This is a genomic window from Streptomyces niveiscabiei (assembly GCF_033794345.1).
Classification (GTDB): Bacteria; Actinomycetota; Actinomycetes; order Streptomycetales; family Streptomycetaceae; genus Streptomyces; species Streptomyces niveiscabiei.
The window spans coordinates 104675-122496 of sequence record NZ_JARAYJ010000012.1 but is presented as its reverse complement, the minus strand read 5'-3'; the positions used below and the strand labels follow the sequence as shown (position 1 = coordinate 122496).

The following is a 17822-nucleotide window of genomic DNA, read 5'->3' as shown; positions in this document are numbered from 1 at the left end:
GCGAAGTCGGCGGATACGGCTGATTCGACGAAGTGGGTGAAGCCGGTGAAGTCGGTTCAGACAGCGGCGAGTTGGCGGGCCAGCAGCGGGCGGACGCACTCCCCGAAGCGGATCGCCTCCTCCAGATGCGGCTGCCCGGAGAGGATGAAGTGCTCGATGCCGAGCGAGGTGAACTCCTCGATGCGCTCGGCGACTTGCTCATGGCTGCCGACCAGCGCGGTGCCCGCGCCGGGCCGGACAAGACCGAACCCGGCCCAGAGGTTGGGGTGGATCTCCAGCCGGTCCGTACGGCCCCCGGACAGCGCGGCCATCGCCCGCTGACCGGCCGACTCCGAGGTCCTGAACCGCTCGTGCGCGGCCTTGATCGCGGCCGGGTCGAGGCTGTCGAGGATGCGGTCGGCCTCCGCCCACGCCTCGGCGGCGGTGTCCCGGCTGATCACGTGGAGCCGGATGCCGTACGACAGCTCACGCCCCTCGGCCTCGGCCAACTCCCGTACGCGGCCGATCTTCTGGGCGACGGCCGCCGGGGGCTCGCCCCACGTCAGGTACGTGTCCGCGTACTTGGCGGCCACCGGGAGCGCCGCCTGCGACGAGCCGCCGAAGAACACCGGGGGCAGCTCGGCCGGCGGCTTGCGCAGCCGCCCGCCCGCGACCCGGTAGTGGGCGCCCTCGTAGTCGTACGGCTCGCCCGACCACGCCGTCCGCAGCAGGTCAAGGAACTCCCCGGTACGGGCGTAGCGCTCGTCGTGCGAGAGGAAGTCGCCGTACGCGCGCTGCTCGTCGGCGTCGGAACCGGTGACGACGTTGAGCAACAGGCGCCCGCCGGACAGGCGTTGGTAGGTCGCCGTCATCTGCGCGGCGAGCGGCGGGGCGATCACGCCCGGGCGGAACGCGACCAGGAACTTCAGCCGGGTGGTCTGCGGGAGCAGCGCGGCCGTCGTGAGCCAGGAGTCCTCGCAGTCGCTGCCCGTCGGGGTCAGCACGGCCTCGAAACCGGCCGACTCGGCGGCGCGGGCCACCTGCGCGAGGTAGTCCAGTGTCGGCGGGCGGGTGGTCGTCCGGGACTGGAGCGAGTCACGCGCGGTCACGCCGACCACGTCACGGTCGTCGCCCGTGGTGGGCAGGAACCAGTGCAGGCGCACGGTCATGGGGACTCCAGGAGGAGGGTGGTCACCAAGGTGGATGCAACGTTGAATCAACGCCCGGCGAACATGGCGCGGAGGCGTACGAAGCGGAAGGCAGAGGTGAAAAGAAGAACGCCGAACGCGGCGTGCGGGGTCAGCTACACAGCGCGGTGGCGACCCGGAGCAGGTCGACGTGCGCGCGCTTCACAAGCTCGACACCGGTGGATTCCATGGGCCGGGACTATACACACCGCCGGTGGAAGTGACGACGGCCGACCGGAATGTGGGCCGGTCGGCCGTCGGGGCAGCTCTCAGGTGGCGGGGGTACTACGCGCCCCCGCAGGTACTACCCGGGTACATCGCAGGTACTACGGACGCAGCGCGGGCTCCCTCTCGACGTCCCGCGCGTCCAGCTTCGCGTCGAACCGCGCCAGCGGCTTCGCGGCCTGGACGGCGGAGGCGGAGACGCCCGCCCACTCCAGGATCCGGGCCGTCGCGAACGCCTTCTCGCCGGGGACGAGACCCGCGACGTTCGCCCCGTGGTTCAGCCCCGGCGCGGTCAGCACGTACGAGTCCTTCGCGCCCTTGCCGACCCGGAACCGCTCCGAGCCCCAAGGGTCGTTCTGCCCGTACACGAAGAGCATCTTGTGGGCGTTGTGCCGCACCCAGTTGTCGACGTCGGCCATCGCGTGCCGGTCGAAGCGCGGGATGCGGACGCTGTCCGGCACGAAGTTCGACGGCGGCTGGTACCCGTACCGGACGTACTTCCGCTCGATGTGCGGGAAGTGGATGGTCGGCGCGCCGAGCTGCGAGGCCGCCTGGAAGTAGTACGGGGTGTACGGGTCGAGGCCCTGGTCCGTGTAGAAGGAGAACCCGGAGATCGCGTCGACCGAGTTCCAGATCTCGTCGTCCGTCGCGTTCTTCGCGTCCGCCGGGACCGTGTCGCAGTCGCTGAGCAGGCTGTACTGCCAGAAACCCCAGACGTAGTCGAGGACGACCGCCTCGTACGCCTTGTCGAGGCTGCCGACCGTACCGAAGGTGTACCCGTTGTCGGCCGCGTACGCCGCGTACCGCTTCTCCAGCGGCTCCCGCCGCACCAGCGCCTCGCGCTGCACCCCGTTCAGCCGGTCGCGGCACTCCTTGGTGCCGACGGTGGCGAAGAACCGGTCGTACGCCGAATCCTCGTCGTTCACCACGTCGTTGGGCGCCACGTACGCGACGACGCCGTCCATGTCACGCGGGTAGAACCGCTCGTAGTAGGTGGCGGTCATCCCGCCCTTCGAACCACCCGTCGACAGCCACTTCTTGGAGTAGACCGGCTTCAACGCCTCGAAGATACGGTGCTGGTCACTGGCGGCCTGCCAGATCGTCAGCTTGGACCAGTCGGCCGGCTCGGCGGGCCGCGACGGCGTGAAGTACCGGTATTCCATGGAGACTTGGTTGCCGTCCACGATCTGCGTGGGCTCGCGGCGGCCCGGCGTCGTGGAGACGTTGTAACCGCTTGTGTAAAAGACGGTCGGCCGGTTCACGTCCTTGTGCAGCACCGTGATGCGCTGCTCGAACGTCCCGGCGGCAGGGCGGCGGTGGTCGACCGGCTGCGTGTAGTTCAGCACGAAGAAGCGGTAACCGGGGTACGGCTTCTCCTGCACCAGGCTCATGCCGGGTATCGCCAGCAGCCGGTCTTTTATGTCGGTGGCCTCCGGTTCGGCGGCGGTCGCCGCCGTCGCCGTGCCCAGCGTGCCGATGAGCACCGTGAGCGCGAGCAGCCATCTGAGCGCCTTGCGCATGCGCGTGCACCCTCCCTGCATACCTGTGGAGTTGATGTGTGCGCCGGAAGCTATCGGAGCAACGGCCGTGGCACCAGAGGGCATAGGGCGCAAGGGCACTCGAACTCGCAGGAGAATCAGGCGAGATGACCTGATCTGCGAGCCCTCTTCACCCGCTGTCCCGCACCACCAGCCGATGCCCCGCGACCAGCACCGCCGCCCCGCCCGCCCCGTCTATCCCCGTCAGCAGCGACCGCACCGCCAGCCGCGCCAGCCCCGGCTTGTCCGGGGCGACGGTGGTCAGCGGGGGAGCGGTGTACCGGGCCGCCTCGATGTCGTCGAAACCGATTACTGCCAGTTGCTCGGGAACCCGCACCCCCGCTTCCCGCGCCGCGTGCAACGCCCCCTCCGCGAGCGCGTCCGCGAAACAGAAGACGGCGTCCGGGAGCCTGGGAAGCCCGAGCAGGGTGCGCAGCGCGTCGGCCCCCGACGCCCGGTCGTACGCGGGGACGGGCGGCGCGAGCGCCTCGTCGTACGGCACACCGAACACGCGCAGTGCCTCCAGATACCCCTCCAGCCGGGTCGTCGAGGTCGCCGCGTACGGCACGGTCTGCCGCCCGATCACGGCGATCCGGCGCCGCCCGCGCGCCAGCAGCCGCCCCGTCGCCTCCCGCGCAGCCGCCGTGTTGTCGATGGTGACGTGCGGATGCGGCAGATCGTGCAGCCGCTCACCGAGCAGCACAAGAGGCTTGCTGCGTACGGTGGTTGAGGCGGCGGCGTCGTCCAGCGCGAGCGGGCTCAGGATGACCCCGTCCACCATCGGGTCGGTCCGCCCCAGCGCGATCTCCAGCTCCGCCCCGGGGGAACCGCCGGTCGCCTCGACGAGGAGCGTGCAGCCGTGCGCCGCCGCCTCCCGCAGGACGTGCCCGGCGAGTTCGGCGAAGTACGGCATCGACAGATCGGGCACCGCCAGCAGGAGCACCCCACTGCGGCCGGTGCGCAGCCGCCGGGCGGCGGTGTTCGGCCGGTACCCCAACTCCTCGACGGCCAGGGCGACTCGGACCCGCGTCGCCTCCGAGAACCGGCCCGTTCCCCGGACCACGTTCGACACGGTCCGCATCGACACCCCGGCCCGCTCGGCCACCTCCCTGAGCCCGATCCCCGCGCGCATCGGCCCACCCTACGGCCTGGGATCACCCGATCTGCCGCGCTGTCACGAGGAGTTCACACCAGGAGGGGCCGCCATCGGCGCTCTGGAGGGGGGCACGCCGATGACGGCACGGCTGCCGGCCGCGGTACGGCGGAGAGGGTGGGTCGGCCCTCACGGCCAGCCGCGAGGGCCGACACCGCACCGTGGTGACTCGTCCGGCAGTTTGAGGTTCGACGTACGCCGGATGCGAAGGGTTCCCGGCCGCGACGGACCGCGCCGAACCCCGATCGCCTCCGACCTCGTACCCCGGTACCCCGTACTGAGGTACCCCGTACCCCCCGTACCACTGAGGTACCTCACCTCACCGAACCCCACGGAACCTCACCGCGCCGTCACCCTCGGCCAGTGCTCCCGCAGCGTCCGCACCGTCTCCGCGATAGCCGGCCTCCGCGCCGCCCCCGTCCGCCACAAGGCGTACAACCTGCGGACGGGTACCGGTTCCAGCGGCACCTCCACCACCCCCGGCGGCAGCGGCCCACGACCCAGGCGCGGGATCAGCGCCACCCCCAGCCCCGCCGCGACCAGCGCCACCAGCGTCGGGTTCTCGTCGGCCTGGTGGACCACGTCGGGCTCGTGACCGGCCGAGCGCAGGGTACGCAGGAGCCAGTCGTGGCACACCCGCCCCGGCGGCTGGCAGATCCACCGCTCACCGCCCAGCTCCTCGCGCGTGACCGCCGTACGACCCGCGAACGGGTGGCTCTCAGGTACGAGGAGATCGCACAGGTCGTCCCCGACGTGCGCCTGCTCCAGCCCCGCGGGGGCGGGCAGCGGGGCGATGTCCCAGTCGTGCGCCACGACGAGGTCGACCGCGCCCTTCGCCGCCAGGTCCACCGACAGGTGCGGGTCGACCTCGGTCATCCGGGCGTCGAGCGCGGGATGCCGGCGGGCCAGGTCCGCGAGGACGGACGGCATGAGACCCCGCGCCGCCGAGGCGAACGCCGCGATCGTCAGCCGCCCGGCGGGCAGCCCCCGGCGCTCTTCGAGCCCCGTCTCCGCGCGCTCGACGATCGCCAGCAACTCCTGTGCGGTCTGAGCGAGTTGCCACGCCTCGTCGGTCAACCGCACGCCCCTGCCCTCGCGTTCGAGCAGGACCGTCCTCGTCTCCCGCTCCAGCTTGGCGATCTGCTGCGACACCGCCGACGAGGTGTACCCGAGCGCGGCAGCGGCGGCGCCGACGGTGCCGTGGACGGAGACCGCGTGCAGGGCGCGCAGCCGCTGGAGGTCGAGCATGCCGGGCTCCCAAAGGTAAGCGTTGCTTCATTCTGTTGTGCAGTAATCATCGCTGGTGCTACATGGTCTGTACAGCCGATGCTCGACGCATGCGACCAGCACACCTCCTCCTCGCCGTCCTCGTCGCCGCGATCTGGGGCGTCAACTTCACCGTCATAGAAATCGGTCTCGACCACTTTCCGCCGCTGCTCTTCTCCGCCCTGCGCTTCCTGGTGGCCGCGCTGCCCGCGGTGTTCTTCGTGGGGCGGCCCAAGGTCGCGTGGAAGTGGATCGTCGGAGTCGGACTCTCCCTCGGCGTCGCGAAGTTCGGGTTCGTCTTCGTCGGGATGGACGCGGGGATGCCGGCCGGGCTCTCCTCGCTCGTCCTCCAGGTCCAGGCCGTGTTCACCGCGCTGATCGCGTTCGCGGTGCTGGGCGAACAACCCACGCGCGTAAGGGTGTTGGGCATGGGCGTCGCCTTCACCGGGATCGGCGTCGCCGCCGTCGACGAGGGAACGTCCGGACCGCTCGGGGCATTCGCTCTCGTCATCGCCGGTGCCGCCTGCTGGGGCGTCTCCAACGTCCTGACCCGCAAGGCCGCGCCGCCCGACGCCCTCAACTTCATGGTGTGGGTGAGCACCGTCCCCGTACTCCCGCTGCTCGCCCTGTCGTTGCTCACCGAAGGCCCCAGCCGCGACCTCGACGCCCTGAGCTCCCTCGACCTCGCGGGCGTCGGCACGGTCCTCTTCGTCGCCTGGATCTCCACCGTCCTCGGCTTCGGCGCCTGGGGCTGGCTCCTGCGCCGTCACCCCGCCTCCACGGTCGCCCCCTTCTCCCTCCTCGTCCCCGTCTTCGGCATGTCCTCCGCGGCACTCTTCCTCGGCGAACCGGTGAGCCCCCTGCGCTGGTGCGCGGCGGTCCTGCTGGTGGGCGGGGTGGCACTGACGTCCCTGGCGCCGGGGAGGAAGGCGGTGGAAGCGGTTGCGCAAACGCCGGCGGCGGACTCGGACGCGCGAGCTGTGCAACCGGTTACGTAAACGCCTGAGCCGACTTCGCGGATGCCGGTTGTGGAAGCGGTTGCACAACAGGCGGAGTCGGCCCAGCAGTCACCGGTTGTGCAACCGGTTGCTGCAACGTCCGGACGGCGTCCCGACGGCTTCGGTTGTGCAACCGCTTGCACAACCCCGCCCCGTACGACCCCGTCCCCACCACCCGCGCTCGCCCCACCCGCCCCACCCCCCTCACCAACCTGACGAACCCCCCATTCCAACCCCTGGACGCTCCCGCCCCCGCCGCCACCGGCGCGGGATCATGAGGGGCATGCCCCTCGTCGACGTCCCCGGTTCCAAGTCCCTTACCGCCCGCGCCCTCTTTCTGGCGGCAGCGGCGGACGGTGTCACGACCCTCGTACGCCCCTTGCGCTCGGACGACACGGAAGGGTTCGCCGAGGGGCTGAGCAGCCTCGGCTACCGGGTCGGGCGGGCGCCGGACGCCTGGCAGGTGGACGGCCGTCCGCAGGGCCCGGCGGTCACGGACGCGGACGTGTACTGCCGGGACGGCGCCACGACCGCCCGCTTCCTGCCGACGCTCGCCGCCGCAGGGCACGGCACGTTCCGCTTCGACGCCTCGCCCCAGATGCGCCGCCGCCCCCTCCTCCCGCTCACCCGCGCCCTGCGCGACCTCGGCGTGGACCTGCGCCACGAGGACGCGGAGGGCCACCACCCCCTGACCGTCAACGCGGAAGGGGTGGAGGGCGGTGAGGTCGTCCTCGACGCCGGCCAGTCCTCCCAGTACCTCACCGCGCTGCTCCTTCTCGGCCCCCTCACCCGCACGGGCCTGCGCATCCGCGTCACCGACCTGGTCTCCGTGCCGTACGTGGAGATCACGATCGCGATGATGCGGGCGTTCGGTGTGGAGGTGAAACAGGAAGCAACCGTTTCCACAAACGAACCCGGCGCCGCGGGCGAGCGCGTCTACACCGTCCCGCCCGGCGGCTACCGCGCCACCACCTACCCCATCGAACCCGACGCCTCCACCGCGAGCTACTTCTTCGCCGCAGCCGCCCTCACCGGCGGCGAGGTCACCGTCCCCGGCCTCGGACAGGGCGCGCTCCAGGGCGACTTGGGCTTCGTGGAGGTCCTGCGCGAGATGGGCGCGTACGTCGAGATCGCCGCCGACCGTACGACGGTGAGGGGAACCGGCACGCTGAACGGCGTGACGGTCAACATGCGGGACATCTCCGACACGATGCCCACGCTCGCCGCTATCGCCCCCTTCGCCACCGGCCCCGTCCGCATCGAGGACGTCGCCAACACCCGCGTCAAGGAGTGCGACCGCCTCGACGCGTGCGCGGAGAACCTGCGCCGCCTCGGCATCGACGTCACGACGGGCCCCGACTGGATCGAGATCCACCCCGGCACCCCGAAGCCCGCCGAGATCACGACCCACGGCGATCACCGCATCGTCATGTCCTTCGCGGTGACCGGCCTGCGCACGCCGGGTATCTCGTTCGACGACCCCGGCTGCGTCCGCAAGACTTTCCCCGGTTTCCACGAAGCGTTCGCGCAGTTGAGGAAGGACATCACCGGGTGAGATTCGAGGCAGGCCAACAGCCGCTCCTGTACGGCGACTTCGTACGTCTGGAGCCCCTGGACCGGTGCCACGCCGCCGAGTTGGCGCGCGCGGCGGAGGAGGACCGGGGGACGTACGCGTACACCTGGGTCCCGACGTCCGCCGAGCTGGACCGCTACCTCGACCTCCAACTCGCGCGCGCCGCCGACGGTTCGATCTCCCCGTTCGCCCAGATCTCGGCGTCCACGGGCCGGGCCGTCGGTGTGACCGCCTACTGCGAACCCCGCGCCTGGCGCGACCCCGCCCGGCTCGACGCGGTCGAGGTCGGCCACACCTGGCTCGCCGCGTCCGCCCAGCGCACCGGCATCAACGCGGAGGCCAAACTCCTCCTGTTCCGGCACGCGTTCGAGGTCTGGCAGGTCTCCCGAGTCGACCTCAAGACCGACGCCCGCAACACCCGCTCCCGCGCGGCCATCGCCGCCGCCGGCGTCACCTTCGAGGGCGTCCTGCGCAACTGGTCCACCTCCAAGTATCCAGGCGAGGAAGGCGAGTTGCGCGACTCGGCGATCTTCTCGATCACCTCCGAGGAATGGCCGGAGCGCCGGACCCGCCTGGAGGAACGGCTCGCCCGCCGCACATCTACGAGCCGGACGGCTCCCGCGTGAGCAACGCCCGCACCTCCACGGGCAGTTGACCGCGCGCCCCCATCGCGACCAACAGCGTCTCCGTGGACCCGTCCACGACGATCGCCACCGACGGGTCCACCCCGGCGACGGCGTACGCCCGCACCTCGCGCGCCGCGATGCCGGGGTCGTCGTCCCCGCCCGTGTCGTCGCAGGCCGGCAGCACCGCCGTACCGACCGCCTCCCCGAGCGTGAACTCGGCCCCGGCCGGGCCGGAGTACCGCCGCCCGCCGAAGTCGGCGGCGGACGCGCAGGACCCCGCGTCGCTGTTGCCGGCGGCGCACCCACCGGACAGCACGGCGCCGGCGCCCACGGCCAGCAACACGGCGAAACGGCTTACTGCGGCTCTCACAGCGGGACTTCCCCTCCGTACGGGCGACTCGTCACGACGGTGACGCCCGGCCCCCGAGGAACGTTCACCCTGTTCCGCCGCCCACCGATCCCACCAGGGAAGACGGCACTGGACCCGCCAACTCGCCGCTGGGGATGATCACTCCATGACCTCCTCCTTCCTGATCCTCCACGGCTGGCAGAACCACCGCCCCGAGGGCCACTGGCAACACTGGCTGGCCGGCCGTCTCACCGACCTCGGCCACGAGGTCGTGTACCCGCAGCTGCCGGACCCGGACCATCCCGAACTCGACGTCTGGCTGCGCGAGTTCGAGCGCCACCTGACCACGCCGCCCCGCCCCCGGACCGTCATCGCCCACAGCCTCGCCACCGTCACCTGGCTGCACGCCCTCGCCCGCGACCTCCCCGGCCTCGACACCGTCGACCGCACCCTCCTCGTCTCCCCGGTCACGGTCGTCACCGACCACCCCGAGATCGCCGGCTTCGCCCTCCCCCCGCTCACCGGCCTCACCCCGCCTTCCCCGACGCGCATCGTCGCCGGGGACGACGACCCGTACTGCCCCGAGGGCGCCCAGGCGGCCTACGGCGACCCCCTGGGCGTGACCGCCGAAGTCCTCCCCGGCGCAGGCCACTTGACGCCGGACGAGGGGTACGGCCCCTGGCCGTCGGTGCTGGAGTGGTGCCTGGACGGCGAGACGAGGCTGACGGCGAGGTGAGGCCGGGGGAGGAGAGGGGGAGGCGAGGCAGGGGAGGGGAGGCGGGAGCGCACGGCACGACGACCGCCGCCGCTGAGCCTCCTTACGCCGAGCCCTCTCGCGCCGACTTCGCGCTGAGCCCCCGGCCCCGAGCCTCCTCGCCCTGCTGGCCCCCTTCACGCCCCCCTCACACAGCCCCCTCCCACGGCTCTTCACACCGCTCCCCGCCACCCCCGGAACCCCCACCGGCCCGACCACCCCCTCACCGCCGACCCCCCGGCCACCCACCACACCCCCCACAGCCACCAACCCCGCAAGCCCCGCACTCACCCACAACGCATCCCGATAATCCCCCGTCACCTCAGTGACACCCCCCGCCACCAACGGCCCCACAACCGCCCCCAGGTTGAGCGCGACGGTAGCGAACGCCCCAGCCAGCACCGGCGCTTCACCGGCCCCGAGGTACAACACCCGCCCCACCAACGCCGATCCACCCCCGAACGACAACGCGCCCACCACCAGCGCCCCACCGAAGAGCACACCACTCCACTCCCCGGTCAACGCCAACGCACCCCAGGCCGGCGGCAGTACCCCCAGCACCACCCCCAACCACGCATCCCCCTTGCGCCCGGCGACGGTCACCCCGACGAACGCCCCCACCCCGAACACGGCGAGCAACACCGGCACGGCGACATCGGGCAGCCCGGCAACCTCCGTACCGACAACGGCGATATACGAGAACCCGGCGAAGGTAGCCCCGTTGACGGCGGCCCCCATGAACAGCGCACGCCGAAGCGAACCCCGCCGCAGCGAGCGCAGTTCCGCACGGACCCCGAACTCGCCGCCCCCACCCGGCGATTCACCCCCGGACACCCGCACGACCCACCCCAACGCGGGCAGACACAACCCGGCCACGCCCCAGAACGCGGCCCGCCACCCGAACCACTCCCCGAGCAACGCCCCCGCAGGCACCCCCACGGCGCACGACAGGGTCACCCCCGCGAGCAGCACGGAAGTGGCCCGCCCGGCCAGCTCGGGCGCGACGAGCGACGAAGCCGTGGACAGGGCGACCGCCAGAAACCCCGCGTTGACGACAGCCGCCACCACCCGGGTCCCGAACAGCACGGAGAAATCCGAGGTAACCGCTCCCACAACATGCACGACGACGAACGCCGCGAGAAACCCGCCCAACGCCGCCCGCCGAGGCAACCGCGCCCCGACGACGGCCATCACCGGCGCCCCCACGACCATCCCGACCGCATAGGCGGACGTCAGACTGGCGGCAGCGCCGACGGACACGGACAGGTCCCGCGCGATGCCGGGGATCAGCCCCGACAGCATGAACTCAGAGGTGCCTTGCGCGAAAACGGCAAGGCCGAGGACGTACAGGAAGACAGGCAAGGGAAGCCGCCCCAGCGAGAGAGGAGAGAGTGCACGGACGCTGACGACAGGTCCCGCGCGCTGAAACGGCGCCGATGTGGCCCAGAAAAGCCTCAGTTACCGGTTACTACTCAGCCGCACGGGATCTGCGGCTGCACTCTGTCCGACTCGGGGCTCGACATGCCCGGCACGCTACAAGCCAACCCCACCCCCGATCAACCGCCTGACGCCGCCCCCACCACTCACCCACCCAACACCGACCCCGCCCCCCGATCACCCGCCCAACACCCTCCGCACCGCCTCCACCACCGGCACCCCCACCTCCCCCACCACCACGGCCACCCCCACGACCGCGGTCAACGCCCGCCGCAGCACCCCGGGTTCAGCCCCCTCCCTGATGACCCGCAACGACTCGTCGAGGGTCTCCCGATCGGCCGGGGACACCTGATCCCGCAACGCGCGAACAGCGACGAGCATTTCCCGGAACGCGGCCTCCGAATCCCCGGCGGACTGATACGTGTTCTGGATCTTCCCGACGTTCCCGGACCCGCCGTACACGTTCACGACGTCCCCCTGATGAAAATGACGGCTCTCTCCGGAGTTGGCGTTCAATTCCCCTGCTTCCCCACATTGTTGTTCCCGCCGACCATATTGATCTTGTCGCCGATGTGATAGTTCTCGACCTGGATCTGGAATTCCGCCTCGGGATTGTCGATCGCGTCCATGATCTGGAAGACGAGCCGCGAGACGAGGGACTTGTCGGTGCTGACGAGCGCCGTGTACGGCGTCCCGGCGGTCTCGATGACGAGCGCGTGGTAGACGGGCGTGACCAGGACAGACACCAGCCGCGCGACGAGGACGAACCCGAGCGCGCAGTCGAGGAGGAGGACGAGGTCCGAGACGGTCCCGGCGTCCGCGTCGGTCAACTCCCCATGGGACGCCGCCGAGACGATCACGCCGGAGACGATCACCAGGATCAGCGCATAGCCGAAGAACTGCCCCAGCGCGTCCATCCGCCGAGGCCGGATCCGAACCGTCGTCGCCCGCGCGATGTTGTGCAGCGGATACGCCTCCGCCCCCACCCACAGGATTCGCCGGCTGACCCGGACATCGATGACTTCACGCTTGGCCATGACGGATTCCCCCGAACCGGCGCCCAAGGACGCTCCCCCGACAGGAAAAGAGCATCCTCGGGTATCACCGACTCGGCAAGCGGAATGCGGGAAGTAAAAGGCCCGTTGTTTTATTCGATTTCCGAACCGGTGACGCCTAGCTCCGAGACGCCCCGGAGGAGTCACGGGGCACTCCGGACGACCCCCGCACCATCAACTCCCCCCGGATCACGGCGATCCCCCCGGGCGGCGGCTCCTCCCGCCCCATCGCGATCCGCCCGGCCCGCGCCCCCGCCTCCGCGAGCGGCAGCCGGACCGTCGTCAGTGCGGGCACCGCGTCGATGCTGAACGGCAAGTCGTCGAAACCGGCTACAGAAACGTCATCGGGAATCCGCAGCCCGGAGTCCCGCAACGCCGCACACGCGCCCAGCGCGACGGAGTCGTTCGCGGCGACGACGGCGGTCAACGACGGGTCGCGCCGCAGGAGTTCGAGGGTCGCCTCGTACCCGGCCCGCCGGTCGTAGGGACCGTGGACGGTCCACCCGGCCAACTCCTCGACCCCGGCGGCCTCCAGAGCCGCCCGGTGCCCTTCGAGCCGGTGCCGGGTGGTCGTCCGCTCCTCGGGCCCGGCGATGTAGCCGAGGCGCCGGTGCCCGAGCCCGAGGAGGTGCTCGGTCAACTCCCGCCCCCCGCCCCGGTTGTCGAAGGTGAGCGCGATGGCCCCGGTGTCCGGCGCCGGAGGCCGCCCGCACAGCACGATGCGCGTCCCCGCCTCCTCCAGCCGGCGCAACTTCGCGGCGACGGCCGCCGCGTGGGGCTCGTTCTCCATCGCGCCGCCGGTCAGGATGACGGCGGCGGCGCGCTGGCGCTGGAGCAACGTCAGGTAGGTCAGCTCGCGTTCGGGATCGCCCCCGGTGTTGCAGACGACCGCGAGCCGCTCGCCCCCGGCCCGCCCGCCGGTCCCGCCGATCTCGGACTGCACGGCACCGGCCATGATCCCGAAGAAGGGGTCGGCGATGTCGTTGACCAGGATGCCGACGAGGTCGGAGGTGGCGGCGGCGAGCGCGCTCGCGGGGCCGTTGAGGACGTAGTCCAGCTCGTCCACGGCGCGCAGGACCCGCTCCCGGGTCGAGGCCGCGACGGGATAGTTCCCGTTCAGTACGCGCGACACCGTCGCGGGGGAGACCTGTGCGCGGGCCGCCACGTCCGCCAGGGTCACCGTCATCTCGTCGTCCTCCGGTATCGCGCGTCGTCGTCCATCGTCGTACCGGTCAGACCCTACGGCCGAACGGCCGTACCGTTCGCCCCCTCGAACGACCCGAGCATCTCGAACTGGACACGGTCTTGTCCGGACCACTGGTCAGAGGCTAGCTTGCAGGGGTAATAGAAAGCGCTTGCTGTGACGCTGATCAGGTGGAGGCGTGCGTGCGGCGCACACTCCCCGCGTACGACTTCTCCGAAGGGACCGACGTGACACGCAAAACGGTGCGTATCGCCATGAACGGCGTCACCGGACGGATGGGCTACCGCCAGCACCTCGTCCGATCCATCCTCGCGATCCGCGAACAGGGCGGCCTCGACCTCGGCGACGGCACGGTGCTGTGGCCCGAGCCGATCCTCGTCGGCCGCCGCGAGCACGTCCTGCGCGCGATGGCGGACGAGCACGGCCTGGAGCACATCTCGACGGACGTCGACGCGGTCCTCGCCGACCCGACCGTCGACATCTACTTCGACGCCCAGGTCACCTCCGCCCGCGAGGACGCGATCAAGAAAGCGATTGCTGCGGGCAAGCACATCTACACCGAGAAGCCGACCGCGACCGGCCTCGACGGCGCCCTGGATCTGGCCCGCCTCGCGAACGCCAAGGGCATCAAGCACGGCGTCGTCCAGGACAAGATCTTCCTCCCCGGCCTGCTCAAGCTGAAGCGCCTCATCGACGGCGGCTTCTTCGGCCGCATCCTCTCCATCCGCGGCGAGTTCGGCTACTGGGTCTTCGAGGGCGACTGGCAGCCCGCCCAGCGCCCGTCGTGGAACTACCGCGCGGAGGACGGCGGCGGCATCGTCGTCGACATGTTCCCGCACTGGGAGTACGTCCTGCACGAGCTGTTCGGCCGCGTGAAGTCCGTCCAGGCCCTCGCCACCACCCACATCCCGCAGCGCTGGGACGAGAACGACAAGCCCTACGACGCGACGGCCGACGACGCCGCGTACGGCATCTTCGAGCTCGACGGCGGCGCCATCGCCCAGATCAACTCCTCCTGGGCCGTACGCGTCAACCGCGACGAACTCGTCGAGTTCCAGGTCGACGGCACCGAGGGCTCGGCCGTCGCGGGCCTGCGCAACTGCCGCGCCCAGCACCGCAGTTCGACCCCGAAGCCGGTCTGGAACCCGGACATCCCCGCCACCGAGGTCTTCCGCGACCAGTGGCAGGAAGTGCCGGACAACGGCGAGTTCGACAACGGCTTCAAGGCGCAGTGGGAACTCTTCCTCAAGCACGTCTACGCCGACGCCCCCTACCACTGGGACCTCCTCGCCGGCGCCCGTGGCGTCCAACTCGCCGAGCTGGGGCTGAAGTCGTCCACCGAGGGCCGCCGCCTCGACGTCCCGGAGATCTCGCTGTGACCATCCAACTCCCTTCCCCGGACGGCGGGTTGCACGCGTACGAGCCACGCACCGAACCCTTCGCCGCCACCCCCGGCGTCCCCTTCACCTCCCGTACGGTCTTCTCGGCGGCCCACGTCGTCGCGGACCCGTACGCCGACGTCTCGCCCGACTCCCCGGCCGCCGTCGACTGGGACGCCACCCTCGCCTTCCGCCGCCACCTGTGGTCCCACGGCCTCGGAGTCGCCGAGGCGATGGACACCGCGCAGCGCGGCATGGGCCTCGACTGGGCGGGCGCGGCGGAGCTGATCCGCCGAAGTGCCGCCGAGGCCAAGGCCGTTGGCGGACGCATCGCGTGCGGCGTCGGCACCGACCAGCTCACCACCGGCGGGTCCCTCGCGGCGATCCGAGCGGCGTACGAGGAGCAGCTGGCGGTCGTCGAGGAGTCCGGCGCGCAGGCCATCCTGATGGCGTCCCGCGCCCTCGCGGCGGCGGCCACCGGCCCCGAGGACTACCTGGAGATCTACGGCCACCTCCTGCGCCAGGCCGCCGAACCGGTCGTCCTGCACTGGCTCGGCCCCATGTTCGACCCGGCGTTGGAAGGCTACTGGGGCTCCTCCGACCTCGACGCCGCCACCGACACCTTCCTCGAAGTCATCGCCGCCCACCCCGACAAGGTCGACGGCATCAAGGTCTCCCTCCTCGACGCGCAGCGCGAGGTCGACCTGCGCCGCCGCCTCCCGCAGGGCGTCCGCTGCTACACCGGCGACGACTTCAACTACCCCGAGCTGATCGCGGGCGACGAAAAGGGCTTCAGCCACGCCCTGTTGGGCATCTTCGACCCGCTGGGCCCGCTCGCCGCCGAGGCCGTACGCGTCCTGGACACGGGCAACACGGCCGGTTTCCGTGAACTGCTCGACCCCACCGTCGAGCTGTCCCGCCACCTCTTCCAGACGCCGACTCGCTTCTACAAAACGGGCGTTGTGTTCCTGGCCTGGCTCGCGGGCCACCAGTCGCACTTCACGATGGTCGGCGGGCTCCAGTCCGCTCGCTCCCTCCCGCACTTCGCCCGCGCCTACGAACTCGCGGACGGGCTGGGCCTGTTCCCGGACCCGAAGCTCGCGGAGGAGCGCATGAAGAGCCTTCTCGCGGTGTACGGGGTGACCCAGTGACCGACCTCGCGCGCTTCTCCATCAACCAGATGACGGTCAAGCAACTGTCGATGCCCGAACTCGTCGCGGACTGCGTCAAGTTGGGCATCCCCGGGGTCGGCCTCTGGCGGGACCCGGTCCAGACGTACGGCCTCGACGCGACCGCGAAACTCGTCCGCGACGCCGGCCTGACCGTCACCACCCTCTGCCGGGGCGGCTTCTTCACGGCCATCGACCCGACAGAGCGTGCGGCGGCCCTCGACGACAACCGCCGTGCCATCGACGAGGCGGCAACTCTCGGCACCGACACGCTGGTTCTGGTCTCCGGTGGCCTTCCGGCCGGTTCCAAGGACCTGCACGGCGCGCGTGAGCGCATCGCCGACGCGCTGGGGGAGTTGGCCCCCTACGCCGAGCAGCACGGCGTCCGCCTCGCCATCGAGCCGCTCCACCCGATGTTCGCGTCCGACCGCTGCGTGGTGTCAACTCTTGCGCAGGCCCTGGACATCGCGGAGCGCTTCCCGGCCCACCAGGTCGGCGTCACCGTCGACACGTACCACATCTGGTGGGACGACAACGCGCCCGCGCAGATCGCTCGCGCGGGGGCCTCCGGCCGGATCCACACCTTCCAACTCGCCGACTGGATCACCCCGTTGCCCGAGGGCGTGCTCAACGGCCGTGGCCAGATCGGTGATGGCGCGATCGACATGCGCGAGTGGAAGGGGTACGTGGAGGAGGCTGGCTACACGGGCCCCATCGAGGTCGAGTTGTTCAACGACGACCTGTGGGCTCGCGACGGTCACGAACTCCTCGCGGAGACGGCGGCGCGGTTCGTGGAACACGCGGCTGGCTGAGCGAGCGGGAGATGTGACAGGCCCCGCCCGGGAACGTTTCCTGGGCGGGGCCTCGGCGTGAGGTCAGCGCGTGGATTCCTTGACGGAGTCGACGAAGGTGTTCCAGGAGGCGGCGGTGAAGAGGAGGGCGCCGAGGGAGGGAGCCTTGCTGTCGCGGACGGGGACGAGGGAGGGGAGGTTGGAGGCGAATTCGAGGCAGGCGCCAGCGTCTTGGTTGCTGTGGCTGCTCTTGCGCCACGAGAGGTTACTCAGATCGATGGATCGCACGGATTGCTTCCTCCAACAGCTGCCGGATGAACTCGCGTGATTCGTCCGGTGATAGGGCCAAATCGCGTACCCGATCGTATCCGAGCTGAAGCCTTTCGACCTCTGCGGATTCTTGCAGGAGTTCGCCTGTGTAACCCGTCTCCACCCACACGCCCACCTGCCCGAGGGGGCTGCGCATGAACATGGCGTCTGTGTTTGTCAGGGCGTGGAGCCCGACCGACGTGCGCAGTACCTGAATGGTGACGTTGTCGCGCTCCGACATCTCCAGCAGATCTTCCAACTGCGCACACCACTTGGGAAGGTCCTTGAGCGGCGTGCGCAGCACGCTCTCCGGGATGATGCTGCGGAAGGGCGGGGCGTCGTCCGCAAGCAGCAGTTCGCGCCGGGCCCTGCGGTTCTCGACCTCGGTGTCCAGCTCCTCCCCTTCCAATCCGCCAGTGGTGAGCAACTCGCGGGCGTAGTCGGCGGTCTGGAGCAAGCCGTGCAGGTTGGACGGCCCGTAGTGCCACATGCTGACCGCCTCGGACTCCCACTTCATGTACTGCCGGTACTTCGCCTTGAACTGGCGCATGTCCAGGATTGCCAACTCCCACAACGCCATCAGCAACGGCGTCGTCCCGTAATGCTGGTCCAGCGCCTGCACGATCTCGGGGCCGCCCAGATTCCGCCCGCTCTCCAGCTTTCCGAGCGTCGAAGCGTCCCAACCGAGTTGCTCCGCGAGCTGCTGAAGCGTCTCGCCCTTCTCCTCCCGCAGCCGCCTCAGCTCCTGCGCGAACCTCTTCCGCGGCTCCTGGCTGCGTCCCGTGACCGCGTTCCGCTGTGGCACCTCGTCCCCTCCCGGAATTTATGGA

General features: G+C 70.6%; 18 protein-coding genes and 1 pseudogene. 7 read left to right on the top strand and 12 right to left on the bottom strand.

Translation table 11 applies throughout. The features are described 5' to 3' along the window. Window positions 1–56: 56 nt before the first annotated feature. The 5 genes from PV682_RS18850 to PV682_RS18835 all read right to left on the bottom strand — a co-directional run bounded on the left by PV682_RS18850 (window position 57) and on the right by PV682_RS18835 (window position 5330). Complete coding sequence (locus tag PV682_RS18850) at window positions 57–1148, bottom strand: LLM class flavin-dependent oxidoreductase (RefSeq protein ID WP_319731265.1); 1092 nt, start codon at window positions 1146–1148, stop codon at window positions 57–59. Window positions 1149–1278: 130 nt separating this feature from the next. Continuing rightward, on the bottom strand, window positions 1279–1356 hold the full coding sequence (locus PV682_RS44355) for a putative leader peptide (RefSeq protein ID WP_368451344.1): 78 nt from the start codon (window positions 1354–1356) through the stop codon (window positions 1279–1281). Between the two features lie 136 nt (window positions 1357–1492). Then, window positions 1493–2911: a S28 family serine protease gene (locus PV682_RS18845; protein WP_319731263.1), complete on the bottom strand. Its 1419-nt coding sequence runs from the start codon at window positions 2909–2911 to the stop codon at window positions 1493–1495. A 148-nt stretch (window positions 2912–3059) separates the two neighbouring features. Next, window positions 3060–4061, bottom strand: coding sequence for a LacI family DNA-binding transcriptional regulator (locus tag PV682_RS18840; protein WP_319731261.1), 1002 nt, complete (start codon window positions 4059–4061; stop codon window positions 3060–3062). Window positions 4062–4421: 360 nt separating this feature from the next. Beyond that, window positions 4422–5330 carry a LysR family transcriptional regulator gene (locus tag PV682_RS18835; protein ID WP_319731259.1) on the bottom strand — a complete coding sequence of 303 codons (909 nt, stop codon included), beginning with the start codon at window positions 5328–5330 and terminating at the stop codon, window positions 4422–4424. A gap of 89 nt (window positions 5331–5419) precedes the next feature. On the opposite strand from PV682_RS18835, the gene PV682_RS18830 reads away from it, so the two are divergent. The 3 genes from PV682_RS18830 (at window position 5420) to PV682_RS18820 (ending at window position 8545) form a co-directional block, all read left to right on the top strand. After that, window positions 5420–6346, top strand: coding sequence for an EamA family transporter (locus tag PV682_RS18830; RefSeq protein WP_319731257.1), 927 nt, complete (start codon window positions 5420–5422; stop codon window positions 6344–6346). 283 nt (window positions 6347–6629) lie between these two features. After that, complete coding sequence (aroA, locus tag PV682_RS18825) at window positions 6630–7901, top strand: 3-phosphoshikimate 1-carboxyvinyltransferase (RefSeq protein ID WP_319731254.1); 1272 nt, start codon at window positions 6630–6632, stop codon at window positions 7899–7901. Further along, a complete protein-coding gene (locus PV682_RS18820) occupies window positions 7898–8545 on the top strand; it encodes a GNAT family N-acetyltransferase (protein WP_319731252.1) in 648 nt (215 codons plus the stop codon). The genes aroA and PV682_RS18820 overlap by 4 nt, the downstream gene beginning before the upstream one ends. On the opposite strand, the gene PV682_RS18815 is transcribed toward PV682_RS18820, so the two are convergent. Beyond that, on the bottom strand, window positions 8520–8915 hold the full coding sequence (locus tag PV682_RS18815; protein ID WP_319731250.1) for a DUF6281 family protein: 396 nt from the start codon (window positions 8913–8915) through the stop codon (window positions 8520–8522). The genes PV682_RS18820 and PV682_RS18815 overlap by 26 nt on opposite strands. 145 nt (window positions 8916–9060) lie before the next feature. On the opposite strand from PV682_RS18815, the gene PV682_RS18810 reads away from it, so the two are divergent. After that, window positions 9061–9630: an RBBP9/YdeN family alpha/beta hydrolase gene (locus PV682_RS18810; RefSeq protein WP_319731248.1), complete on the top strand. Its 570-nt coding sequence runs from the start codon at window positions 9061–9063 to the stop codon at window positions 9628–9630. A gap of 276 nt (window positions 9631–9906) precedes the next feature. On the opposite strand, the pseudogene PV682_RS18805 reads toward PV682_RS18810, so the two are convergent. The 4 genes and pseudogenes from PV682_RS18805 to PV682_RS18790 all read right to left on the bottom strand — a co-directional run. Then, window positions 9907–11010 (bottom strand): annotated as a pseudogene (locus PV682_RS18805) (Cmx/CmrA family chloramphenicol efflux MFS transporter); the annotation flags it as partial. A 252-nt stretch (window positions 11011–11262) separates the two neighbouring features. Continuing rightward, entirely contained in the window at window positions 11263–11553 is a 291-nt protein-coding gene (locus tag PV682_RS18800; RefSeq protein ID WP_319731246.1) for a hypothetical protein, read from the bottom strand. 44 nt (window positions 11554–11597) lie between these two features. Further along, window positions 11598–12122, bottom strand: coding sequence for a DUF6232 family protein (locus tag PV682_RS18795; RefSeq protein ID WP_319731244.1), 525 nt, complete (start codon window positions 12120–12122; stop codon window positions 11598–11600). A gap of 136 nt (window positions 12123–12258) precedes the next feature. After that, on the bottom strand, window positions 12259–13326 hold the full coding sequence (locus tag PV682_RS18790; protein WP_319731241.1) for a LacI family DNA-binding transcriptional regulator: 1068 nt from the start codon (window positions 13324–13326) through the stop codon (window positions 12259–12261). 245 nt (window positions 13327–13571) lie between these two features. Here PV682_RS18790 and PV682_RS18785 point away from each other — a divergent pair, with 245 nt between their 5' ends. The 3 genes from PV682_RS18785 to PV682_RS18775 are packed head-to-tail and all read left to right on the top strand — an operon-like array spanning window position 13572 to window position 16704. Further along, window positions 13572–14723, top strand: a complete 1152-nt coding sequence (locus PV682_RS18785; protein ID WP_319731239.1) for a Gfo/Idh/MocA family protein — start codon at window positions 13572–13574, stop codon at window positions 14721–14723. Then, a complete protein-coding gene (locus tag PV682_RS18780; protein WP_319731238.1) occupies window positions 14720–15874 on the top strand; it encodes a dihydrodipicolinate synthase family protein in 1155 nt (384 codons plus the stop codon). Before PV682_RS18785 ends, PV682_RS18780 begins: the two co-directional genes overlap by 4 nt. Beyond that, window positions 15871–16704, top strand: coding sequence for a sugar phosphate isomerase/epimerase family protein (locus PV682_RS18775; RefSeq protein WP_319731235.1), 834 nt, complete (start codon window positions 15871–15873; stop codon window positions 16702–16704). The genes PV682_RS18780 and PV682_RS18775 overlap by 4 nt, the downstream gene beginning before the upstream one ends. 63 nt (window positions 16705–16767) lie before the next feature. Here the strand turns inward: PV682_RS18775 and PV682_RS18770 are convergent, their stop codons facing one another. After that, window positions 16768–16971, bottom strand: a complete 204-nt coding sequence (locus PV682_RS18770; RefSeq protein ID WP_319731233.1) for a DUF397 domain-containing protein — start codon at window positions 16969–16971, stop codon at window positions 16768–16770. After that, the gene (locus tag PV682_RS18765) at window positions 16949–17797 is read right to left on the bottom strand and encodes a helix-turn-helix domain-containing protein (protein WP_319731231.1); all 849 of its coding nucleotides are present in this window, start codon (window positions 17795–17797) and stop codon (window positions 16949–16951) included. Before PV682_RS18765 ends, PV682_RS18770 begins: the two co-directional genes overlap by 23 nt. Window positions 17798–17822 lie beyond the last annotated feature (25 nt).